Genomic DNA, 22264 nt, shown 5'->3' on the forward strand with positions numbered 1-22264 from the left:
GCACGCCGTATGGGCCTTCGCCTTCACGCGATCCGGCAGCTTTCTGCCCCTTCACCACGTCAACCGCTATTGCATTGACTCAGACGGATGGTTCAGGGGCTCGGTTGCGGGCATCGAAGATGGCGGCGGCGGGCTTTATCCAGACGAAGGGGCGGGCGCTGCGGTTGTGCTCGGCGATATAGCGTTTGATGGCCACCTGCAGATCAACGACGCCACTGAACGTACCCCACTGGAGGCGGCGGCGTGTGAGCGTGGAGAAGAAGCCCTCGACCGCATTGAGCCATGAGGCCGAGGTTGGGTTGGAGGGACACGTTCATCGCGCGTGCCGGGTGTAGTCACGCGTCTGAGCGATAGGATGGCCGGGACCATGGGACGGGTTCGCTCCCGAGCCTGGATCTGGGACTCCTTATCCTGAGCCTGTCGAAGGATCGTCGATGGACAGCACGACGGCGTGGGCGGGCGGATTTGGTGTTGTGACTGACCACATCCTCCACATTCTCGGCGAGGCCGGGTCGTGCGAGCGCTTGAAGGTACGCACCCGATGCGGTTGCAGACGGTGCTCCTGCCAGACCCGCTGCACGAAGCGGAGAGATCCTGGTCTACGCAGCGACGGCGCGGCCGGTCCAGTGGATGACCTCATCCGGCGGCACCAAGCAGGTCAGTGCCAGAGCTCCCGCCACCGTTCCTGTGAAATGCGGCGGGGTGTCGGGCAGACAGGTCTTGTCGGGTAGCAGACCCTCTACGCCTTCTTTGTCAAAGCGCTTTTGCCAGAGCCCTCCCGCAGGCCAACTGTTACCTGCCTCTCGAGCCACCTCTCCACGTTCAAGCGCTCGGTCGACCGCAGGATGCTGAGAGCGCGAACGATGCGCTTGAATGGCCGGGATTGGTCACCGGCAATCGCAGCCAGTTGTGACGTCGGTGGCTCATCGAAAGGTATCCAAACGGACTGAGCCATCACCCAGCTTCGCAGGCGTCAATCCCATCGTGAATCCTCTTGCCGCGTCAGGGCACTTAGGCCGCGAGCGCAGTCAGCAGGATCAGATCCTTGACGATAGGAGGTCTGCCTCAGACACTGACTTGAAGCACAGGGGCAGCGCGATAAGAGTTAGTCCGATACCGAGTGGGGCCGCCATAACGATGGCATCTCGAATGCGTGGCGGGCCGAAGTTGACCTGATCGAGGATGCGAGTGCCGGTCGCGGGAACGACTCCCAACATGACGAGCGTAGAGACACCCAGGACGATCTGTGAAATCAAGCCCGCGACGAAGACTACATTGGGTGCGAATTCGATCCGGTTGGAGTAACGGAGGCTCCTCACTTAACGACGCGCATTTCTGCGGGATGAGCCGCTTTTACCTGGGCGGAAGAGTTTAAGTCGTATGACGCTGCGGGTCGTCCCAGTGCGTCATCGTTAGTTATTTGAGATCGGACGTCCGCATTGTGGCTCCTTCGGTGGGGCTATGAAATATTCGAATACGAAATGAAAGTGTGTATTCTTATAAAAACTGAAATATTCTTTGATTTTCATGCTAATCTGACGTCAGATCAGTCGGAGATAAGAATAGCGGCTATGGCGCTACCTAAATTTAAAGCAATAAACCTCGATCTCGCCTTTTCCCTTGAGAGACACCTTGCCGATATGGTTGATCGCGCTGCCGTCATGCACGCGGGCTGAGGCTTCCTCGGAGAGATGAACGGAACATCCGTCGCCGAGCGAACACAGACGAGCGGCCACGTTCACCGTGTCGCCCCAGAGATCGAAGGTGAACTTCGACCGCCCGACGATGCCGCCAACGACGGAGCCGATGTGAATGCCAGCCCGGATTCGCCATCCGGTGGAGCCATCACTAGCGATGGACACCATGTCCTGCGCGCAGCGGATGGCCGCGGTCACCGGATCGGTATGGGGCGATAACAAATTGGCGGTTGCCATGAAGGCGTCGCCGATCGTCTTGATTTTCTCCATACCGTGTTTGTGCGCCACGACCTCGAACGCTTCGGCCAGACGCTGAACTTCGGCCACGACGTCTTCGGGGCCTTTGCTGTGGCACCACGCGGTGAAGCCGAAGAGATCGATGAAGAGCACTGCGACATCATGAAAAAGCCGCGGCTTGACCTGGCCGGTGCTCATCAGCTCGCTCACCGCCGCGACGGGCAGGATAGCGTGCAGCAGGTCGTCCGCTCGTTTCTGCTGGAGCTTGATGGCTTCCGGATGGGCCACTTCCCGGTCGTGCAGCCGCTTCCTGTCGAGGCAGGCACGGATCCGCGCTTCGAGCAGTACCGGCTCGAAGGGCTTGGGAAGGTAATCTTCGGCCCCCATCTCGATACAGCGTACGACGCTGCTGATCTCTGTCAGCGCCGAGATCATGACCACCGGGGTATGATGGAGCCGGTCGTTCGACTTTATGCTGTCCAATACGGCGTAGCCGTCCAGTATTGGCATCATCACGTCGAGCAGGACCAGATCGAACGGTTCGGTATTCAGGAGATCGAGCGCAGCGCATCCGTTGGTGGCCCGAACGCTCTCGTGTCCGAGAAGCTCGAGCTCCTGCTCCAGCAGATCGAGGTTGAAGGCTTCATCGTCGACGATGAGGATGCGTGCGGGGTCCACAGGTCTCGTTATCTCCAGGTCGCAGCCGCTTCAGGACCGCCTGCGTTCAATCGAGCCATTGATGCAGCTTGGCGAAAAGCAGGTCTTCATCGACAGGCTTCGTCATGAAATCGTCGCACCCGGCCATCTTGGCCTTGTCCTCGTCGCCGCTCATCGCGTTGGCCGTGATCGCGATGACGGGAATGTTTCCCGTCGCCGGGTTGGCCTTGATCCGCCGCGTCGCCTCCCAGCCGTCGATGACGGACAGGGAAAGATCCATGAGGATGAGATCCGGGATATGGCTCGCGGCCATCGCGACGCCCGCACCACCATCGACGGCGATCAACAACGCGTAGTCGTCCTCGAGGAGCTGGGTCAGCAGATCGCGATTGAGAGGGCCATCTTCGACGATGAGGATGGTCTTCATCGCGCGAAACCTTCGTAGTCTACGAAGAGACAGCCGGGGCGCTGCCCGGTGCTGGCAAGTCCTGTTTTTGTCCGGTTCGATTTTTCGGAGAGGACTCGGCAAATCCTGCGCCGATCCATGGCTCGCTGCCGGCCGATGCCGCTGCGCCCAACCAGGCTGTTCATCGAACGCATTCTCGCTTCCACGGCGCAGTTCATTGGGCGATCTCGGCGCCCTGGGTTTCCAGTAGCGGCAACACCCGCCTGACCTCTCGGATGAGTGCGTCACGGTCGAGGCCCTGCTTGTCGATGAGCCCGCGCACGCGTTCCCGAAGCATGCCATGGTCGGCTGCGTTCAAGGATGCCGCCGTCAAGACGGCAACGGGGATCGTGCGGACAACGGGATCGGCCTGCAGGTGATCGAGGAAGGTGAGGCCGTCCATGCCCGGCATCAGGAGATCCAGGAGAATGACGCTTGGGCGCGCCTGCGAGATCCGTTCGAGGCCCGCGACGCCGTCGCGCGCCCATTCGATCGTGCAGCGCTCGGTATCCAGCAACTGCCGGACGAGGTCGACCACGTTCGGGTCGTCATCGATCACGAGGATGCGTTCGCTGTCGGGGGCCGCGCGCCCAAGGGCGCCGATCAGTGACTCGCGCTCGAATGGTTTGACGATGTAGTCGCTGGCACCGAGGTGGAAGCCGAGCTCCTTCTGGTCGACGATCGAGATCAGGATTACGGGAATCTCACGCGTCAGAGGGTCGGTCTTGAGCGCATGCAGGACCTGCCACCCATCCGTTCCCGGCATCATGATATCGAGCGTGATGGCGCGCGGCTGAAGCTCCCGTGCCGTCCTCAGGCCGTCCCCGCCATTGGGGGCGCCGATTACGTCGTAGCCCGCGTCGAGCAGATTTTCCTTGAGGAGGTAGACGACGTTCGGGTCGTCATCGATGGCGAGCACGGTCCTGGACGAGGTCCGATTCACGGCTTCGGTCAAAGGCGCCCGAGGGCTGGGCGGAGGTTCGACGTTGCCGTCGATACGCCGCGGAAGAGTGAGGGTGAAGGTCGAGCCCTTACCCTCTTGGCTGTCCACGCCCACGTCGCCGCCGAGCATCCGGGCCAGTCGGTGGCTGATGGCGAGGCCGAGCCCGGTTCCACTATGTGTTCGGCTTGCGGAATTATCGACCTGTTGGAACTCCTCGAAGATCAGGGTCAGCGCTCCGCTCGGGATGCCGATGCCCGTATCGATCACCGCGCGTGCGATCCGGTCCCCGACCGCGCGTGCGCGCAGGGTCACCGAACCGGTTTCAGTGAACTTGATGGCGTTGCTGAGAAGGTTGATCAGGATCTGCCTCAGCTTCTCCTGATCGGTGCTGATCGTCTCCGGCAGGCCCTCGAAATCTTTGACCAGTCGCACGCGCTCGCTTTTGACCAGGGGCTCGACCGTACGGAGACAGAGGTCGAGGGTGGATTCGAGCGAGAATTCCGATGTCTTCACTTCCATCCGGCCCGCTTCGACCTTGGCGAGATCGAGGATGGTGTTGATCAGGGAGAGCAGATGCTCGGAACTCAGCAGGATCTTTTCCAAGTTTTCGAACTGCTTGATGGGCAGCACGTCCTTGGCGCGACGCATGATGAGCCGCGTGAAGCCGATGATGGCGTTGAGCGGCGTCCGCAATTCGTGGCTCATGTTGGCCAGGAAGCTGCTCTTGGATCTGCTCGCGTTCTCTGCCGCGTCCTTGGCCTCCCGCAGGTTCTCCTCGGCACGTTTGCGCTCGATCACCCGGCCGAGCTGCGCGCCGATATTGGCCATGACGTTGAGGAGCGCCCGGTTCGGTGCCTGCGCTTCAGCCGCGAAGAACTCCAGCACCGCGACGACCTCACGACCGATCGTGACGGGGAACCCGAAAGCCGCCCGGAACCCCTCCGCAGCGGCGGCACCGGCACGGGAATGGTCGGATTCCGCATCGAGATCGAGGACCCACATCGCTTCGCCGGATGCCAATACGCGTCCCGGCAACCCTATGCCGAGAGGAAGCGGCGTCTCCGAAGTGACGGCCTGGAAGCGCGCAAAGCGCTCCGGCGTATCGCAATGCCAGATGCCGGACGACACCAGGGTTTCGCTGCCGTCATTGGCAAGCATGTAGGCGTGCCCGAGCGGCCATCCGGTATGTGCCGAGATCCGACCCAGGCAGATCTGCAAGGCATCCTCGACGTTGAGCGCCTCGTTGGCCGCGGCCGCCGTGACCTGCAGGAGCTCGACGAGAGTCGTCTGCTCCCGAAGTGCGAATTCTGCCTCCTTCCGCTCGGTTATGTCGCTCCAGGATTCGACGACCTCGACGGGTTCGCCATGCGGGCCGCTGATCAGGCGCTGCTCGTCCCTTACCCAGCGATAGATACCGTCCTTTCGCCGAAACCGGTACTCGACGACGTGGTGGCCATTCGCGAGAAGATGGGGGAACTCGGCCAGAACTCGGTCCCGGTCGTCGGGATGAAGCCGCTCGAGCCAGAAATCGGGGCCCTCGAGATACTCGCTCGGCTCGTAGCCGAGAAGGTCCCGGACATTCTCACTGATGAATGTCGGTGCGTTGCGGCCGCCCACCTCGAAGCTGCAGATCATCGACGGTGAGGCGGTCAGGAGATAGGACACCGGAGCTGAGCGTCGAAGCAGTATCATTCGCGCGCCCCACATCACCGATCTGCTGCGTGCATCAGGGGAGCGGACGCGGATCTACATCCTGCAAGGGTACCTGTTTTTCCTGAACGCGCAGACGATCTTGCGCCAAGCTGCCGCTGACGTGGAAGCGACTCCCGATTTCCGTTTCCTGATTCTGGATTTCCGTGAATGTGTCGGACTGGACAGTTCCGCGCTGCTTGTCTTCCGTAAGATCGGGCAGTTCGCCGAGCAGGCGCGCTTCGACGTTTTGCTGGTGAATCTCGGCCCAATCGCTCATCAACAGATCGAACGTGACGGACTTCTCGTAGAGCCGCGAATACGGATCTATCGCACCCGCGATGCGGCCATGCGGGCAGCGGAGACGGCTCTCTTGTCAGAGGCCGGGACCAGCGACGAAGGTGAAGCGACATCGTTTGCTCAGCACCTTGCCGATAGGCTCGGCTGCACGGTCGGGGCTGGCGAACTGGAACCGTATCTCAGTCTCCGCACCCTGGCGGCCGGCGAGGCGCTGATGCGTCAGGGTGAGCCCGCTGACGCTTTTTACTTCCTCGAACACGGCATCATTTCCATCCGGCTGGAGATGCCCGGCCGCTCTAACCATCGTTTGCGCACGACCACAGCCGGCACTGTCATCGGCGAAATCGGCTTGGCCCAGGGGGGGCGGCGCACCGCCACGGCGATCGCCGAAAGCCCCTGCCGCACCGTCGGCATCGATCGGGCCGCTCTGGCCCGCATGGAGCGTGAACGCCCTGACCTGGCGCTGTACGTTCAACGTTTTCTCATTCTGGAACTGGCCGACAAGATTGTCGACACCAATCGGCTCCTCGAAGCGGAGCTCTATTGAGTCAATCAGGGGTTCTCATGAGACTTAACCCTGTCATGATCCTGCGGCCCCAAACAGGTTCGCAGCGTGCGCAGGTCTTTCCGGCACCTTGTGCCTGGAAAGAAGGGAAGAGCTGACAACCGCTCCAAGAACGAAGGGATCGCGTCCGTTGAGCCGCTCGCTCGGACACGCACCCGCTGGGTGCCGCTATTTCCAACGCAGCTTCGGGAGACGTCGAAGGGACAAGATCGTCGGTGAGCGTCGAGGTTCGAGTAATTCGAGGTGTCCCGGCGGGCCGAGAAGCAAGCGGTGCTCTGACATGGCCGCGTCATCGGCCTCGATGTCACGAACCGTGACGGCGACCCGAACCGGCGCGCGCGCCCCCTCCTCGATGACCTCGCGTCCTGCCAGTATCCAGAGTACGGCAAACGCGATCAGGGAGAGCAGACCTATGAGGGTCGCGTTCCAGTTCGGCACTTCCTGCACCATCAGCACAACGAGGCCACCAACGGCGATTGCCGAAGCATATCCTCTGGTTGCGTGCGGATTCCTCGCCATGATTGATGATCGCCGAAAGAAATCGCTTTCTCGTGAAGCAATTTCATCAATTTGTTGCTGTCGCGAGCTGAATCAACAGCTTGAGTGCGGATGCCGAAAACGCACGCTGTCAAGTCCGTCACGGTCGGAATGCCATGTCGATCGATATGGTGCATGCCGAGCGGATCGTCCGCCATCGCCACCGAGCCGATTGGATACAGAAGCATCGTCGAGCGCTGTAGGCATGCGCGGGAGATGTTGCGCCGGCCGGTTCTCGACTCTTCCAGCCCGGTGCGAAACACCCTGAAGACTTCCAGCCGGATTTCTGCGCTCGCCTCGACACCCCTGTGTTGTGCAGCTTGAACGACTAAGTTTCGCTTCTGAGATCATCGTTGGAGCACTTGAATAGACAGCGGGACCACTCTTGGCGATCTCGCGTATCGTCTTTACTGCGGCTGTAGATGTTCGGCCATGAAATCGACGAACGCACGTAGTCTGGGCGTGATCTGCCGGCTGGCCGGCCACAGGACATGGAACTGATCGGTCCCGGTCAACCACTCGTCCAGGATGGACACGAGACGGCCATCGGCGATTTCGTCGCGGATCGCGAAGGGCGGCAGACAGGCGATGCCCATCCCCTCGCTCGCCAGTTCGATCAGGGGGTCGACCGCTGTCGCGCTCATCCGCTCGGGCAGGACGGGCTTCCCCTGGCCTGAAGCACGCACAAAGGGCCAGGGCCGCAGCTTTCCGGTGTCCGGCGAACGCTGGTGAAGACAGTGATGCTCGTGCAGGTCGTCAGGGGTGAGCGGCACTCCATATTGCGCCAAGTAGTGGGGTGACGCGACGATTTTGAGGCGGAACCGTCCGAGATGGCGGCTCATCAACAAGCTGTCAGAGGGTTGCCCGGTCCGAATGACGGCGTCGAACCCTTCCTCCACGACGTCCACCAGCCGGTCCGTGAAATCCAGGTCGAGTTGAACCTCGGGCCAAGTGCGCATGAAATGAGCCATCACCGGCGTCAGCAACATGCCGACCAGCGGGAGACTCACACGCAACCGGCCCCTCGGGGTTCGATTGGACCGGGCCAGCTCGGCTTCGGCCGCCTCGATCTCCTCGAAGATGCGGTGGCAGCGTTCCAGGAACAGTCGCCCTTCCTCGGTCAGGGTCATGTTGCGCGTGTTGCGATGGAACAGCCGCGCGTCCAGCCGTTGCTCGAGCCGTGCCACCGCCTTGCCGACTGCCGAGGCTGACAGGCCGAGCTTGCGGCCCGCCGCGACGAAGCTGCCGGTTTCAGCCGACTGCACGAAGGCATCGAACGCCGTGAGCTTGTCCATGTCGTCACGGTTAAGCGAATTTCCTTCCGCAGTCACCGGAACGCTGGCCCGTTTTTCCGCAACCGTCCGGTCGCTATCCCCTGGACCTCGCAAGACCAGGGAAGCGAACATGATCCCAGCCTTCACGATTCATCCGATCCCGACCACCTTCATCGTCAACGTAATTCACGTTCACCCTGGCAAGCAGGAAGACGCGTTCCGGCTCATCCAGGATGTCGTTCACTATGTGGCCGAGCGGAAGCCCGGATTTCTATGGAGCAACCTTGCCAGGAGCACCGATGGACTGACCGTCGTGAATATCGAGGCGATATCAGACCCAAAAGATGTCGAGATTTTCTTCTCCGATCCGGTGTTCGTCGACAAGTTTCAGGCGCTCGAAACTTTTTCGTCCAGCGAGTTTCACACCTACACGGTGGGCGACCTTGTACTTCCGAGGGCTTCGGCATGACGGCGCGAGCCGATCGGCTGCCGATGGCCGGGCTATGTGCTCTGGCGGTCGCGGGCTTCGTCACGATCCTGACCGAGGCCCTGCCGGCCGGACTTCTTCCGCAGATCGGGGGATCGCTGGGGGTGAGCGAGGCCATGGCCGGCCAATGGATCAGTGTCTACGCCTTGGGATCGCTCCTCGCTGCGATCCCTTTGACCGCGGCGACGCGAAGCTGGCGCCGACGACCGCTTCTGCTCGGCTCCATCGTCGGGTTCATGATCGCCAACCTGATAACGGCCCTGACCGGGAGTTTCGCCGTCGCGATGGCGGCGCGTTTTGTCGGCGGGGTATCGGCCGGCCTGCTATGGGCGCTCCTCGCTGGCTATGCGGTTCGCATGGCACCGCCCCGTCTCGCGGGGCGAGCCATGGCCGTGGCGATGGCAGGAACGCCCGTGGCGCTTTCTATCGGGGTACCGGCCGGTACGTTTCTGGGCATGCTCGCCGGCTGGCGGCTCACCTTCGGCCTGCTCAGCCTCATCGCGCTGCTACTGGTTGGCTGGATCATCGCGAAAGTTCCGGATTTCCCTGGCGAACCTGAAACGCAACGCCCATCGCTGACTCAAGTCTTTGCAGTGCCGGGCGTGCGGCCGATACTGGCGGTGACGCTCTGCTTCGTGCTGGCCCATAATCTCCTCTACACCTACATCGCGCCCATCCTGGCCGACTACCGCATGCCCGACCGGATCGACGATGTTCTACTGGTCTTCGGGGGTTCCGCACTCGTCAGTATCGGACTGACGGGCGTGCTGATCGACAGATGGCTGCGGGCTTTGCTTTTCGCCGCGATCGGATTGTTTATCGTCGCGGCCTTCACGCTTGCCGTTACGAGTGGAGCGTCCCTCGCGATCTATGGCGCCGTATTGATCTGGGGTCTGGCATTCGGCGGGTCGGCGACGGTTCTCCAGACTGCATCGGCACGTACGGCAGGCCCAGCGGCCGATGTGGCGCAGGCGATGATCGTCACGGCTTGGAATATCGCCATTTTCGGCGGAGCCGTCCTGGGCGGGATCATCCTCGAAACCGCCGGACCGAGCCGCTTGTCGTGGGCTGGAATCGCCCTGCTGGCCGGAGCCGTCGCAGCGGCATCGTGCATGGTGACTAAGCTGGAGCCGAACACATGACGGCGCCATCTTGGTCGTTGGGTGTGCCCCTCTCAATTACGAAGGATCGTCGTGACTTTGCTCTTCAGCGTTCGTCGGCACGGCGAGAATGCCCAGCACGACCACGTGCATATCCTCGACATGGCCGGACGTACCTTCTTGGATGACACCGTCGACGTCTCGATGGACGCGATCGTCAGACGGGACGATGTCGATAACGCAAGCCTGTATCGCCCACCGGTTAGATTTCTGAAGGAAACGCCAACGTCATCGGTGCCGGCAAGTTCTCATGAACAAGATTAGCCGTCACAGTTATGAGCGGCGGAGGAGCCGGTTTTTTCCGGCCTTCTCGATCACTCGGATTCGGTGATTGCGGATGTGATGAATTCCATCCTGCTTCGGTGGTGATACTGGGAGGCGGATTGGCAAGTGGTATTACCTGCGGCCCATTCGACGGGAACCAATATTGAGGCTCGGAATTATTCCTCCCGACACCGATCTTGGAGGGACGCCCCATGAAGTTTACTGCGATCGCCGGCGCGGCAATGGTTCTTGCTTTCACGGCCGGGACTACTCTGGCTGCACCATGCAATACCGGTTCAACCACCGATAAGAGCTCCAAGTCCGATACCGGCAGCAAGAACCTCGCTGGTGGCGCGCAGCCTGCATCCCCAGGCACTGTCGGTGCGATGAACAATGTCGGTGCCAACCAGGGCCTTGGCGATAAGCCAGGTGCGGGCGCTTCCGCCACCAAGGGAAATGAGGAGCCCGGCAGCAAGAATCTCGCAGGTGGCCAGCAGCCTGCCGCCCCAGGCACCGTTGGCGCGATGAACAATGCCGGCGAGAATCAGGCCGTCGGCAAGAAGGGCGACGATTGCTGATCGTCCATCCGCGATAATACCGACATCAGACCCGCCCGGTTCGCACCGTGGCGGGTTTTTTGGTTGTCACTTGGTGACGCCGGGTCATGGCTCAACCCGTCTGTATCACGCCCGGCAACGCCACGAGGTCGCGAGTATCCGGGATCCGGTTCTGGATCAGGTTCGCATGGTCTGCTCAGAGGTGCAGCATTTCGGTCGATGCGTGGACCCGGCTACCACCGAAGATGACCTGCTGCTGCAAAGGGGGGCGGGACAGGCCGTAGATGAGGCGTGGTTCGGCGAAGGCGCTGACGGTATCTAGAGCGGCACGATGCTTAGGCGATAGGGTCAGGTCGAGCGCCGCTACGTTGTCCGTCACCTGCGCCGGCCGGCTCACGCCCATCAGGGTCGAGGCCACGCCCGGCCGGCCTACGACCCATGCCAGGGCGATCCGTGCCGGGGGCTGCCCGATCTCGCTAGCGATCTGGCGCACCGCGTCCACGATGTCCCAATTGCGTGGCGTGAACAGGCTGTCCCCGAAGGGGTTGGCGCCATCGAGACGTCTGTCTTTGGCCGTCCGCTCCTGCCCAGCCATGGCCGTGTCCGTTGGTAGCCCCGAGCCACGCGGGGAGCCCGCCTCGACGGAAGCACGTTCGTACTTGCCGGTGAGCAGCCCGTAGGCGAGGGGAGACCAGGGCACCATCCCCATGCCGAACTCGGCGCCGAGCGGGATGTGCTCGTCCTCGACCTCCCGGTTCACGAGCGAGTAGAAATACTGCAACCCGATCGGTCCCGGCAGGCCGCGCACGGAAGCGAGCGTCGCGAGCTTGGCCGCGTACCAGGCAGGAGTATTCGACAAGCCCCAGTAGCGGATCTTGCCCGACCGAACGAGGCCGGCCATCGTCTCGAGCAGTTCCTCCGCCGGCGTGAGTCCGTCCCAGACGTGCAGCCAGTACAGGTCGACATAATCCGTTCCCAGGCGGCGAAGCGATCCGTCTATTGCGGCGTGGACATGCTTGGCACCGCAGCCACCCGCATGCGGTCCGCTCCCAGCGGCGAAACCCGACTTGGTGGAGAGAACGATTTGGTCGCGCAGGCCCCGCTCGGCGACGAAGCGGCCGAGCATCGTCTCGCTGGCGCCGCTCGCGTAGATGTCGGCTGTGTCGACGAAGTTGCCGCCTTGCGCGACATAGGCATCGAACACTGCGCGGCTGCCGTCTTCGTCGAGGCCCCAGCGTGCCGTGCCGAAGGTCATGGTGCCCAGCGCCAGGGGGCTCACGGCCAGGCCCGAGCGGCCGAGCGTCCGATAATGCGTCAGATCCATTGTTGCACCTCGCTAATTACCGAGATGAGGATAGGGTCGTGGCAACCCGGCGATTAGCTCCGCTGGTCGGCATAGGTTTGTGAGCGGAATGCATCAATGCGGCGCGGGGATCTCGACGATCTGGCGGCCTTCGCGGCCGTGGCGCGCGTCTGCAGCTTCACCCGCGCGGCGGCCGAACTCGGCCTTTCGCCCTCGGCCCTCAGCCATGCGATTCGTGGATTGGAGACGCGTCTCGGTGTTCGCCTCCTCGCCCGCACGACGCGGAGCGTGGCCCCGACGCCAGCCGGCGACCGGCTCCTGCGCACGATCAACCCGGCGCTGGAAGAGATCGCTCGGGGACTCGCGGCGCTCGCCGACTGGCGGAGCGAGCCCTCGGGTACCATCCGGCTCACCACATTTTCCTATGCCGCCCGCACGATCCTCGAACCGTCGCTTCCCCAATTCCTCCTCGACCATCCGGCGATCTCCGTCGAGGTTCTCGTCGACGACCGTCTCGCCGATCTGGTCGCTGCCGGCTTCGACGCAGGGATCCGCTTCGGCGAAGCCGTGGAAGGCGACATGGTGGCGGTGCGCGTCGGCCCCGATCTCCGCACGCTGGTCGTCGGCACGCCGGATTACTTCGCACGCCATCCTCGGCCCGAGACCCCGGCCGATCTGGAGCACCACAATTGCGTCAGCTACCGTCTTATCGGCGGAGGCGGTCTCCTGCCATGGGAGTTCGCTCGGGACCGACGCGACATACGCGTGCGCGCAGGCGGCCAGTTCATCGTCAATGATGGCGCGCTGGCAGCCTCCGCGATACGTGCGGGCGCGGGCCTCGGCTACATGCTGGAGACGGATGTCGTAGAGGATGTGGCGGCCGGCCGGTTGATCCAGGTGCTGGACGATTGGTGCCCGCCATTTCCAGGCTGTCATCTCTACTTTCCCAACCGCCAGATCTCGCCCGCGCTTCGGGCATTGGTCGATAGGTTGCGGTGGAAGAATTCCGAACCACGCGATCCAGCGGAATGAGGGCGGTGCTGCCACGTCGCAGCGCCGGCCGGGGTCGGCTACGCGTTCTGCGCGGACAGCACATGAGCGACGATCGCGTTGGCGTGACCGTGACCCATTCCGTGCTCTTCCTTCAGCATCGACACCAGTTCCATGTGCTTGGCGGGAAGTCGGTCTCTCACCAATTGTTGCCAGTCACCGATCGGGCGTCCGTACTTCTTCTCGATGGATGGAAAGTAAGACGCAGGTCCCTTGGTGGCCTCGGTAGACATGTGAGCGTTTTTCCCACGCATTGACCGGTATCAGCTTCACCAAAAATCGCCTGGATCGCAACCTCTTCGCATGAGTCGGCGCGGCGGCGGGACCGCAAATGCCGGTACGGATTGCCCGGAGCCCGTCGGATTCAGTGCCGGGCGTCCGATGGGGACCATGCACTGGTCCTGCCACGGGACCGCCCTCGGCATCCAAGACGGCACGAATCCTCATGCGATCCTTATAAGATCGTCCTCGCGTCCCTCTCGAACCCTAATGCGGTTCCGAGCCACATCGGAGGGCGAGCGCGACCGGTCACGGCACCGGCGCGCCGAACCGAAACGGACGCTCCATGCTCGATCTCACCTTCATTGCCCTGGGCCTCGGCTTCTTCGGCCTGGCCGCCGGCTACGCCGGCCTCTGCGAACGCCTCTGAGGCCCCCGCCATGACCCTCGACCTGATGCTGGGCGCCCTCGTGACCCTGGGGCTGCTCGGATACCTCACCTATGCCCTCGTCCGCCCCGAGCGGTTCTGAAGGAATTCCCCGATGAGTCTCAACGGCTGGTTCCAGATCGCGCTGTTCTGCGCGGTCGTCGTCGCGCTTGCCCGTCCGCTTGGCGGCTACATGTCCCGTGTCTTCACGGGCGAGCGTACGCTGCTCTCGCCCGTGCTCTCACCCGTCGAGCGCGGACTCTACCGCGTCGCCGGCATCGATGCCGAGCAGGAGCAACACTGGCTGGCCTACGCGTCGGCAATGCTCGCCTTTCACGTCCTCGGCTTCCTGACCCTCTACGCGCTGCTGCGCGTCCAGGCGCTGCTGCCGTTCAACCCGGACGGACAAGCCGGCGTCGCGCCGGACCTCGCCTTCAACACCGCGACGAGCTTCGTCACCAACACCAACTGGCAATCCTATGGTGGCGAGACGACGCTGTCATACCTCACGCAGATGCTGGGCCTGACGCACCAGAACTTCCTTTCGGCCGCCACCGGTATCGCGCTCGCCGTCGCGCTCGTGCGTGGCTTTTCACGGGCCTCGGCGAAAACCGTGGGCTCGTTCTGGGTCGATTTGACCCGCACGACCCTCTACCTGCTGCTCCCGCTCTGCATGGTGCTGACGCTGTTCTACGTCTGGCAGGGCATCCCCCAGACGCTTTCCGGCGCCGTCGAGGCGACCACTCTGGAGGGCGCGAAGCAGACCCTCGCGGTCGGCCCCGTGGCCAGCCAAGTCGCCATCAAGATGCTGGGCACCAATGGCGGCGGCTTCTTCAACGCCAACGCCGCGCATCCTTTCGAGAACCCCACCGCGCTCTCGAACTTCGTTCAGATGATCTCGATCTTCGCCCTCGGTGCGGCGATGACCAACGTGTTCGGCCGCATGGTCGGCGACGAGCGCCAGGGTTGGGCCATCCTCGCCGCCATGGGCGTGCTGTTCCTGGCTGGAACCGCCATCGTCTACTGGGCCGAAAGCGTGGGCAGCCCCGTCCTCAACGGGCTCGGCCTCACCGGGGGCAACATGGAGGGCAAGGAGGTCCGCTTCGGGATTCTCGGCTCTTCACTATTCGCCGCCATCACCACGGCGGCCTCCTGTGGCGCGGTCAACGCGATGCATGACAGCTTCACGGCGCTCGGCGGCATGATCCCGCTGATCAACATGGAACTCGGCGAGATCATCGTCGGCGGCGTCGGCGCGGGTCTCTACGGCATCCTGGTCTTCGTCATCGTGACGATCTTCGTGGCCGGTCTCATGGTGGGCCGTACGCCGGAATATCTCGGCAAGAAGATCGAGGGCCGCGAGGTCAAGATGGCGATGCTCGCCATCCTGTGCCTGCCCCTGCTGATGCTGGGCTTCACGGCGCTGGCCACCGTCGTCGCGGCCGGCCTCGCGGGGCCCGCCAATGCCGGACCGCACGGCTTTTCGGAGATCCTCTACGCCTTCACCTCGGCGGCGGCCAATAACGGCTCCGCTTTCGGTGGGCTCACGGCCAACACGACCTTCTACAACACCACCCTCGGCCTCGGCATGCTGTTCGGTCGCTTCTTCGTCATCATCCCGGCGCTGGCCATCGCGGGATCGCTGGCAGCCAAGAAGACCGTGCCGGCCTCGGCCGGGACCCTCCCGACCCATGGCGGCCTGTTCGTCGGACTGCTGGTGGGAGTGATCCTCATCGTCGGTGGACTGACCTTCTTCCCGGCGCTCGCCCTCGGACCAGTGGTGGAGCACCTCGCCGGCGGCCTCGGGCAGACATTTCCGGCGGGGGGCTGAGATGCGTCGCCTGTCGCTTCCCCACTCCGCGCCGAAACGATCCGTCGTCCGCCGGGCGCTCGCCCTGCACCGACCCCGTCCCCCGACCTGGAGCCGGGTTCAACGAGACCGCCACGACCTCCGCATCTCGGATGTGATCCTCGGCATGCTCGGCCTGATCCTCCTCGGCGCCCTCTGCATCATGGCGGGAGCCGACCTTCTGACCCGCGCGCTGGCACCCTGAGCTCCGCTCGACGGCGCCGCCCCCAAATGCCTCCCCATCGGACACCCGCAATGGCCCGCCCAAACTCCTCCAGCCTGTTCAGCGCCGCCCTCGTCGGGCCGGCACTCCTTGGCGCCCTGACCAAGCTCGATCCCCGCAGGATGATCCGCAACCCGGTCATGTTCGTGGTCGAGGTCGTGGCTGCCCTGACCACGATCCTCTTCGCTCGCGACGTTCTCACCGGCGGGGCCAACCTCGCCTTTTCCGGTCAGATCATCCTGTGGCTCTGGTTCACCCTGATCTTCGCCAATTTCGCCGAAGCCCTCGCGGAGGGGCGTGGTAAAGCGCAGGCGGACAGCCTGCGCCGCACCCGGACTGAGATGACGGCCAAGCGCCTCACCGGCTCCGGCCGCGAGATCGAGACCGTTCCGGGCACGTCCCTCAAGGTCGGTGATGTGGTGCTGGTGGAGGCGGGGGATCTGATCCCATCCGATGGCGAGGTCATAGCCGGCGTCGCCTCCGTCAACGAGGCCGCCATCACCGGCGAATCCGCCCCGGTCATCCGCGAATCCGGCGGCGACCGCTCGGCCGTCACCGGCGGCACTCAGGTGCTCTCCGACGAGATCCGCGTGCGCATCACCGCCGCCGCCGGCTCGACCTTCGTCGATCGCATGATCGCCCTGGTGGAGGGCGCCTCACGACAGAAGACGCCCAACGAGATCGCGCTCAACATTCTGCTCGCCGGCCTGACTCTCATCTTCCTGTTCGCGGTGGCGAGCATCCCGAGTTTCGCGAGCTATGCCGGCGGCGCGATCCCGGTCATCGTCCTCGTCGCATTGTTCGTCACGCTGATCCCGACGACGATCGGCGCGCTCCTCTCGGCCATCGGCATCGCCGGGATGGACCGGCTGGTCCGGTTCAACGTCCTCGCCATGTCGGGCCGCGCCGTGGAGGCGGCCGGCGACGTCGATACCCTACTCCTCGACAAGACCGGGACCATCACTCTGGGCAACCGGCAAGCCACCGATTTCCGACCCGTGCACGGTGTCTCCGAGCAGGATCTGGCGGATGCCGCCCAGCTCGCTTCGCTGGCCGATGAAACTCCCGAGGGCCGTTCTATCGTGGTGCTGGCCAAGGACAAGTACGGCATCCGCGCCCGCGACATGGGAAGCCTGAACGCCACCTTCGTGCCCTTCACCGCCCAAACGCGAATGAGCGGCGTCGATGTCGACGGTTCCTCGATCCGCAAGGGCGCGGTGGAGTCGATCATCGCCTCGGTGAGCCCTCAGCCCGTGGCCGCGCGCGGATCGAACACCGCCCTGGCCTACGCCCCCGGACCCGCCACCGACATCGTGCGTGAGATCCAGGCCATTGCCGACGACGTCGCGAAGGCCGGCGGGACACCGCTCGCTGTGGCACGCGACGGGCAACTGCTCGGCGTCGTTTACCTGAAGGACATCGTGAAGGGCGGCATCCGCGAGCGCTTCGCCGAGTTGCGCCAGATGGGCATCCGAACGGTGATGATCACCGGCGACAACCCAATGACGGCGGCGGCCATCGCGGCCGAGGCCGGCGTGGACGATTTCCTGGCCCAGGCCACGCCAGAGGACAAGCTGGCCCTGATCCGCAAGGAACAGTCCCAGGGCAAGCTCGTGGCCATGTGCGGTGACGGAACCAACGACGCCCCGGCGCTTGCCCAGGCCGATGTCGGCGTGGCCATGAATACCGGCACGGTGGCGGCCCGCGAAGCCGGCAACATGGTCGACCTCGATTCCGATCCGACCAAGCTCATCGAGATCGTCGGCATCGGCAAGCAACTGCTGATGACGCGGGGCGCGCTGACCACGTTCTCCATCGCCAACGATGTCGCCAAGTACTTCGCTATCATCCCGGCGATGTTCCTCGTGCTCTACCCGCAGCTTGGGGCGCTCAACGTCATGCGGCTGGCCTCGCCCGAGAGCGCGATCCTGTCGGCGATCATCTTCAATGCGCTCATCATCGTCGTGCTGATCCCGCTGGCGCTGCGCGGTGTGTCCTACCGCGCGGTCGGAGCCGGCGCGCTTCTGCGGCGCAACCTCCTGATCTACGGCCTCGGCGGTATCCTGGCGCCGTTCATCGGCATCAAGGCCATCGATCTCGCCATCACCGCGCTTCACCTCGTCTGATCTCCCCGCACCTCGTCCGAGCAGCCAAGCCAACTCACGACAGGCATACGTCCATGTTGACCCAGCTTCGCCCCGCTTTCGTCCTGCTGATCGCCCTGACGGCACTTACGGGGCTCGCCTATCCCCTCGCGATGACCGGCCTCGCGGGGGCGATCTTCCCGGCGAAAGCCGCCGGCAGCCTGATCGAGCGCGACGGCAGGATCGTCGGCTCCAGCCTGATCGGACAGTCTTTCACCGGTGCCGGGTATTTCCACGGTCGCCCCTCGGCGACGAGCGCCGCCGACCCGGCCGATGCCACCAAGATTGTCCCGTCGCCCTACAATGCCGCGAATTCCTCGGGCTCGAACCTCGGTCCGACGAGCGCCATCCTGGCCGAGCGGGTCAAGGGTGACCTCGACGCTCTGAAGGCCGGGAATCCCGGCCAGCCGGCACCGGTCGATCTCGTCACTGCGAGCGGATCTGGTCTCGATCCGGACATCTCGCCGGACGCGGCCCAGTTCCAGGTTCCCCGCGTCGCCAGGGAGCGCAGACTGTCGGAGGACAGGGTGCGCTCCCTCGTGGAGGCTCAGATCCAGGGCCGGCTCGTCGGCATCCTCGGCGAGCCGCGCGTGAACGTCCTTGCCCTCAACCTCGCCCTGGACGATCTGAAGCCGAGATAATCTTGCCGCGCCACTCTTTCCGCATGTCGGGCCGCCCATGCCGATGCCTCATCGCGATCCGGACCGTCCCTCGCCCGACGCGCTGCTCGCGGCCGTCCGCCGGGAGGAGGGACATCGCGGCCGCCTCAAGGTGTTTATCGGGGCGGCTCCTGGCGTCGGCAAGACCTACGAGATGCTGACCGTCGGACGTGCCCGGCTCAAGGCCGGGACGGACGTCGTCGTCGGCGTGGTCGAGACACATGGCCGGTCCGAGACCGAGACTCTCGTCGAGGGCTTCGAGGTGATGGCCCGGCATTCCATCGCGTATCACGGCACGATGCTGGATGAGATGGACCTCGACGCCTTGCTCCTGCGTCGGCCCGCCCTGGCCCTCGTGGACGAGCTCGCCCACACCAACGCGCCCGGCTCGCGCCATCCCAAGCGCTACCAGGACGTCGAGGAACTCCTCGACGCCGGCATCGACGTCTACACCACCCTCAACATCCAGCATGTCGAGAGCCTCAACGACGTCGTCGCCCAGATCACCCGCATCCGCGTGCGGGAAACCGTGCCGGACGGTGTCTTGGACCGGGCCGACGACATCGAGGTGGTCGATCTCAGCCCCGACGACCTGATCCAGCGTCTGCGCGACGGCAAAGTCTACGTGAAGGGCAACGCCGAGCGCGCGCTGAAACACTACTTTTCCCGGGGCAATCTCACGGCCCTGCGGGAACTCGCGCTCCGCCGCACCGCCGACCGGGTCGATGACGAACTTCTCAGCCACATGCGGGCCAATGCCATCGCGGGTCCGTGGGGCGCGGGCGAACGGGTCCTCGTCTGTATCAGTGAGGATCCGCGCTCGGCCGGCCTCGTGCGCCACGCCAAACGTCTCGCGGACCGGCTGCACGCGCCCTGGACCGCCATCACGGTCGAGGGCCCTCGAACCCTCTCCCTCGACGAGGCCGCGCGCGACCGCATCGCCGACACCCTGCGCCTCGCCGACCGCCTCGGCGGCGATGCCGTGACGATCCCGGGTGGCCGTCGCGTCGCCGACGACATCCTCGCCTATGCCCGCTCGGCGAACGTCAACCACATCATTCTCGGCAAGGCCGACCGCTCGCCCTTGTTCGAGCTGTTCCATGGCTCGGTGGTGCACGATATCGTCCGGCGCTCCGGCACGATCAGTATCCACGTCATCGCCGGCGAGGCGATCGAGGCAGGTCCGGTTCCGCCGAAGACGGTGGCGACGGCCCCGGCTGTGCGTGCCTTCAGTCCCGGTCACTATGTCCTCGCCCTGACCGCCACGGCTTTAGGGCTCGGACTCGCGCTCGTTTTGCAACCCTATCTCGGCGTCGAGAATGCCGACCTCATTCTGTTGACCGCGGTGGTGGCGGTGGCGGTGCGCCTCGGGCTGGGGCCGTCGCTGGCCGCGGTGCTGGCCGCCTCGCTCTCCTACAACTTCTTCTTTCTCCCGCCGGTCTACACACTCACCATCGCCGACCCGACCAACGTCGCCGCGTTCCTGCTCTTTACGGTGGTGGCCGTGGTGGTCTCGAACCTCGCCTCGCAGACCCGCCGGGAGGCCAGGGTCTCGCAAGGGCGCGCTCGGGCAACGGAGCGACTCTACGGTTTCAGCCGCAAGCTCGCCGGCTGCGGAACCCTCGACGACGTGCTCTGGGCCACCTCGGCCCAGATCGCCGCCATGCTCAAGGTCCGCGTCGTGCTCCTGTTGCCCGAGAACGACGTCGTCTCGGTGCGCGCCGGCTTCCCACCCGAGGACAGGCTGGATGCGGCCGATTTCGGCGCGGCGAAATGGGCCTTCGACAACGAAAGGCCGGCGGGACGCGGCGCCGACACCCTGCCGGGCGCCAGGCGGCTCTTCCTGCCGATGCGCACGGGGCGCGGCATCGTCGGCGTGATCGGCCTCGATGCGGATCGCATCGGCCCCATCCTCACCCCGGAGGAACGACGCCTGTTCGACACTTTGGCCGATATGGCGGCGCTCGCCATCGAGCGCGTCCGCCTCGTGGAGGATCTCGACCGCGCCGAGCGCGCCGCCGAGACCGACCGCCTGCGCCAAGCACTGCTCACCTCGATCTCGCACGATCTGCGCACGCCGCTCGCTTCGGTGCTGGGGGCGGCCACGACCCTGCGCGACCTCGATGGGGCTTTGGCCCACGAGGCCAAGGCCGACCTGCTCACGACCGTCATCGCGGAATCGGAGCGTCTGAACCGCTTCATCGTCAACCTCCTCGACATGACACGGCTCGAGGCGGGAGCGGTCGCTGCCAACCTCACCCTGCAGGACGTCGCCGAGATCGTAGACACGGCCCTGCGTCGCCTCGGTCCCATTCTGGTAGGACACCGCGTCGTGCTGGATCTGCCGGCGGGTTTGCCGGCCCTGCGCCTCGACCCCGTCCTGTTCGAGCAGGTGCTGGTCAACCTCCTCGACAACGCCGCCAAATATGCCCCGGAGGAGTCCACCGTCACCGTCCGGGGCTCGGCCGAGGGTGGGTGGGTCCACCTCGCGGTGCTCGACGAGGGCGACGGCCTGCCTGAGGCCGATGTCGAGCGCGTGTTCGACAAGTTCTATCGCGTCCGCAAAGGCGACAGCGTAAGGGCCGGCACTGGGCTCGGCCTCGCCATCGCACGCGGTTTCGTCGAGGCCATGGGTGGCGCAATGACGGCGGGAAACCGCCGTGACCGCCTCGGCGCGATCTTTACCATCGTCCTGCCGGTGCCCGGACACAGCCGGGCGGATCTCGCCGCATGAGCCTGAACATCCTCGTCATCGACGACGAACCGCCGATCCGCAAATTGCTGCGCATGGGGCTCGCGACCCAGGGCTACGCGATCTTCGAGGCGCCGAACGCCCGCATCGCCCTCGACCTCCTGGCCAAGGAGGCGATCGACCTCATCATCCTCGACCTCGGGCTGCCGGACATGCGGGGGCACGACCTCTTGCGCCGCATTCGCGAAGACCATCGCGACCTGCCGGTGGTCGTCCTGTCGAGCCGCGATGACGAGCCGGGCAAGGTCGAAGCTCTGGATCTCGGGGCCGACGATTACGTGACGAAGCCCTTCGGCATGGGCGAACTCCTCGCCCGCATCCGCGCGGCCCTGCGGCATCAGCTCGCCGTCCAGGGCGAGCGCGCCCTGTTCGAGGTCGATGGCCTCAGCGTCGATCTCGTGCGCCGCATCGTCCGGGTTCGCGGAGCGGAAGTGAAGCTCACCCCGCGCGAGTACGATTTCCTGCGCGTGCTGATCCAGCATGCCGGCAAGGCACTCACCCACGCCCAACTCATGAAGGAGGTCTCGACCTCGTCGGACCCGCAATACCTGCGGGTCTACATGCGCCAGCTTCGCCTCAAGCTTGAGGCCGATCCCGAGCGGCCGCGCATCCTCCTCACCGAGACCGGAATCGGCTACCGCCTGCGCGCGCCGGAGGACGATGCCCGGACCTGACATGCCCTGACGCAAGCACCGACGGCTGCATGGGCAATGGGCATGCGTCGCCAACTTCACCCTTCGCCATGCATCGAAATCCGGGGATTCGCGTTCATGGACCGATCTGACAAAGGCGGGCGTGGTGAAGCGCGCGCCTTCATCGAGAGGAA

General features: G+C 64.4%; 19 protein-coding genes and 1 pseudogene. 12 read left to right on the forward strand and 8 right to left on the reverse strand.

Features of this window, described 5'->3' with window-relative positions:
- Positions 1-79: 79 nt before the first annotated feature.
- The 4 genes and pseudogenes from ACYQR9_RS07135 to ACYQR9_RS07150 all read right to left on the reverse strand — a co-directional run bounded on the left by ACYQR9_RS07135 (position 80) and on the right by ACYQR9_RS07150 (position 5644).
- Positions 80-955: pseudogene (locus tag ACYQR9_RS07135) on the reverse strand (transposase).
- Positions 956-1577: 622 nt separating this feature from the next.
- Positions 1578-2612 (reverse strand): adenylate/guanylate cyclase domain-containing protein, encoded by a 1035-nt coding sequence (locus ACYQR9_RS07140; protein WP_461229163.1) that lies wholly within the window; start codon positions 2610-2612, stop codon positions 1578-1580.
- Between the two features lie 46 nt (positions 2613-2658).
- Positions 2659-3018, reverse strand: coding sequence for a response regulator (locus tag ACYQR9_RS07145; protein ID WP_461229164.1), 360 nt, complete (start codon positions 3016-3018; stop codon positions 2659-2661).
- Between the two features lie 193 nt (positions 3019-3211).
- Positions 3212-5644: a response regulator gene (locus ACYQR9_RS07150; protein ID WP_461229165.1), complete on the reverse strand. Its 2433-nt coding sequence runs from the start codon at positions 5642-5644 to the stop codon at positions 3212-3214.
- 79 nt (positions 5645-5723) lie between these two features.
- On the opposite strand from ACYQR9_RS07150, the gene ACYQR9_RS07155 reads away from it, so the two are divergent.
- Positions 5724-6515, forward strand: coding sequence for a cyclic nucleotide-binding domain-containing protein (locus tag ACYQR9_RS07155; RefSeq protein ID WP_461229747.1), 792 nt, complete (start codon positions 5724-5726; stop codon positions 6513-6515).
- Between the two features lie 467 nt (positions 6516-6982).
- Here ACYQR9_RS07155 and ACYQR9_RS07160 read toward each other — a convergent pair whose 3' ends face one another.
- Positions 6983-7333 carry a hypothetical protein gene (locus tag ACYQR9_RS07160; RefSeq protein WP_461229166.1) on the reverse strand — a complete coding sequence of 117 codons (351 nt, stop codon included), beginning with the start codon at positions 7331-7333 and terminating at the stop codon, positions 6983-6985.
- A gap of 144 nt (positions 7334-7477) precedes the next feature.
- A complete protein-coding gene (locus tag ACYQR9_RS07165; protein ID WP_461229748.1) occupies positions 7478-8365 on the reverse strand; it encodes a LysR family transcriptional regulator in 888 nt (295 codons plus the stop codon).
- Between the two features lie 109 nt (positions 8366-8474).
- On the opposite strand from ACYQR9_RS07165, the gene ACYQR9_RS07170 reads away from it, so the two are divergent.
- The 3 genes from ACYQR9_RS07170 (at position 8475) to ACYQR9_RS07180 (ending at position 10833) form a co-directional block, all read left to right on the forward strand.
- Positions 8475-8813, forward strand: coding sequence for an antibiotic biosynthesis monooxygenase (locus tag ACYQR9_RS07170; protein ID WP_461229167.1), 339 nt, complete (start codon positions 8475-8477; stop codon positions 8811-8813).
- Entirely contained in the window at positions 8810-9973 is a 1164-nt protein-coding gene (locus ACYQR9_RS07175) for an MFS transporter (protein ID WP_461229168.1), read from the forward strand. The genes ACYQR9_RS07170 and ACYQR9_RS07175 overlap by 4 nt, the downstream gene beginning before the upstream one ends.
- 494 nt (positions 9974-10467) lie before the next feature.
- Positions 10468-10833 carry an exopolysaccharide production protein YjbE gene (locus ACYQR9_RS07180; RefSeq protein ID WP_461229169.1) on the forward strand — a complete coding sequence of 122 codons (366 nt, stop codon included), beginning with the start codon at positions 10468-10470 and terminating at the stop codon, positions 10831-10833.
- A 175-nt stretch (positions 10834-11008) separates the two neighbouring features.
- On the opposite strand, the gene ACYQR9_RS07185 is transcribed toward ACYQR9_RS07180, so the two are convergent.
- Positions 11009-12136 carry an aldo/keto reductase gene (locus tag ACYQR9_RS07185; RefSeq protein WP_461229170.1) on the reverse strand — a complete coding sequence of 376 codons (1128 nt, stop codon included), beginning with the start codon at positions 12134-12136 and terminating at the stop codon, positions 11009-11011.
- 96 nt (positions 12137-12232) lie between these two features.
- On the opposite strand from ACYQR9_RS07185, the gene ACYQR9_RS07190 reads away from it, so the two are divergent.
- Positions 12233-13147, forward strand: a complete 915-nt coding sequence (locus ACYQR9_RS07190; RefSeq protein ID WP_461229171.1) for a LysR family transcriptional regulator — start codon at positions 12233-12235, stop codon at positions 13145-13147.
- Between the two features lie 38 nt (positions 13148-13185).
- Here the strand turns inward: ACYQR9_RS07190 and ACYQR9_RS07195 are convergent, their stop codons facing one another.
- Entirely contained in the window at positions 13186-13398 is a 213-nt protein-coding gene (locus tag ACYQR9_RS07195; RefSeq protein ID WP_207409877.1) for a DUF4287 domain-containing protein, read from the reverse strand.
- Positions 13399-13824: 426 nt separating this feature from the next.
- On the opposite strand from ACYQR9_RS07195, the gene ACYQR9_RS07200 reads away from it, so the two are divergent.
- From ACYQR9_RS07200 to ACYQR9_RS07230, 7 genes are read left to right on the forward strand one after another with little or no spacing between them, the layout of a single operon-like run.
- Positions 13825-13914, forward strand: a complete 90-nt coding sequence (locus ACYQR9_RS07200) for a K(+)-transporting ATPase subunit F (RefSeq protein ID WP_056423457.1) — start codon at positions 13825-13827, stop codon at positions 13912-13914.
- A gap of 12 nt (positions 13915-13926) precedes the next feature.
- Complete coding sequence (kdpA, locus tag ACYQR9_RS07205; protein WP_461229172.1) at positions 13927-15642, forward strand: potassium-transporting ATPase subunit KdpA; 1716 nt, start codon at positions 13927-13929, stop codon at positions 15640-15642.
- Between the two features lies 1 nt (position 15643).
- Positions 15644-15865 carry a hypothetical protein gene (locus tag ACYQR9_RS07210; RefSeq protein WP_311274325.1) on the forward strand — a complete coding sequence of 74 codons (222 nt, stop codon included), beginning with the start codon at positions 15644-15646 and terminating at the stop codon, positions 15863-15865.
- 50 nt (positions 15866-15915) lie between these two features.
- A complete protein-coding gene (kdpB, locus tag ACYQR9_RS07215; RefSeq protein ID WP_461229173.1) occupies positions 15916-18009 on the forward strand; it encodes a potassium-transporting ATPase subunit KdpB in 2094 nt (697 codons plus the stop codon).
- A 53-nt stretch (positions 18010-18062) separates the two neighbouring features.
- Complete coding sequence (locus tag ACYQR9_RS07220; protein WP_461229174.1) at positions 18063-18668, forward strand: K(+)-transporting ATPase subunit C; 606 nt, start codon at positions 18063-18065, stop codon at positions 18666-18668.
- A 37-nt stretch (positions 18669-18705) separates the two neighbouring features.
- A complete protein-coding gene (locus tag ACYQR9_RS07225) occupies positions 18706-21420 on the forward strand; it encodes a DUF4118 domain-containing protein (RefSeq protein WP_461229175.1) in 2715 nt (904 codons plus the stop codon).
- A complete protein-coding gene (locus tag ACYQR9_RS07230) occupies positions 21417-22112 on the forward strand; it encodes a response regulator (protein ID WP_207409889.1) in 696 nt (231 codons plus the stop codon). The genes ACYQR9_RS07225 and ACYQR9_RS07230 overlap by 4 nt, the downstream gene beginning before the upstream one ends.
- Positions 22113-22264 lie beyond the last annotated feature (152 nt).

Source organism: Methylobacterium sp. CM6241, assembly GCF_054817845.1.

Coding starts and splice junctions, on each gene's coding strand:
- kdpB (WP_461229173.1), top strand. CDS start 15,916: ATGGCCCGCCCAAACTCCTCCAGCCTGTTCAGCGCCGCCCTCGTCGGG.
- ACYQR9_RS07175 (WP_461229168.1), top strand. CDS start 8,810: ATGACGGCGCGAGCCGATCGGCTGCCGATGGCCGGGCTATGTGCTCTG.
- ACYQR9_RS07185 (WP_461229170.1), bottom strand. CDS start 12,136: ATGGATCTGACGCATTATCGGACGCTCGGCCGCTCGGGCCTGGCCGTG.
- ACYQR9_RS07220 (WP_461229174.1), top strand. CDS start 18,063: ATGTTGACCCAGCTTCGCCCCGCTTTCGTCCTGCTGATCGCCCTGACG.
- kdpA (WP_461229172.1), top strand. CDS start 13,927: ATGAGTCTCAACGGCTGGTTCCAGATCGCGCTGTTCTGCGCGGTCGTC.
- ACYQR9_RS07190 (WP_461229171.1), top strand. CDS start 12,233: ATGCGGCGCGGGGATCTCGACGATCTGGCGGCCTTCGCGGCCGTGGCG.
- ACYQR9_RS07225 (WP_461229175.1), top strand. CDS start 18,706: ATGCCGATGCCTCATCGCGATCCGGACCGTCCCTCGCCCGACGCGCTG.
- ACYQR9_RS07145 (WP_461229164.1), bottom strand. CDS start 3,018: ATGAAGACCATCCTCATCGTCGAAGATGGCCCTCTCAATCGCGATCTG.
- ACYQR9_RS07210 (WP_311274325.1), top strand. CDS start 15,644: ATGCGTCGCCTGTCGCTTCCCCACTCCGCGCCGAAACGATCCGTCGTC.
- ACYQR9_RS07180 (WP_461229169.1), top strand. CDS start 10,468: ATGAAGTTTACTGCGATCGCCGGCGCGGCAATGGTTCTTGCTTTCACG.
- ACYQR9_RS07195 (WP_207409877.1), bottom strand. CDS start 13,398: ATGTCTACCGAGGCCACCAAGGGACCTGCGTCTTACTTTCCATCCATC.
- ACYQR9_RS07170 (WP_461229167.1), top strand. CDS start 8,475: ATGATCCCAGCCTTCACGATTCATCCGATCCCGACCACCTTCATCGTC.
- ACYQR9_RS07230 (WP_207409889.1), top strand. CDS start 21,417: ATGAGCCTGAACATCCTCGTCATCGACGACGAACCGCCGATCCGCAAA.
- ACYQR9_RS07165 (WP_461229748.1), bottom strand. CDS start 8,365: ATGGACAAGCTCACGGCGTTCGATGCCTTCGTGCAGTCGGCTGAAACC.
- ACYQR9_RS07200 (WP_056423457.1), top strand. CDS start 13,825: ATGACCCTCGACCTGATGCTGGGCGCCCTCGTGACCCTGGGGCTGCTC.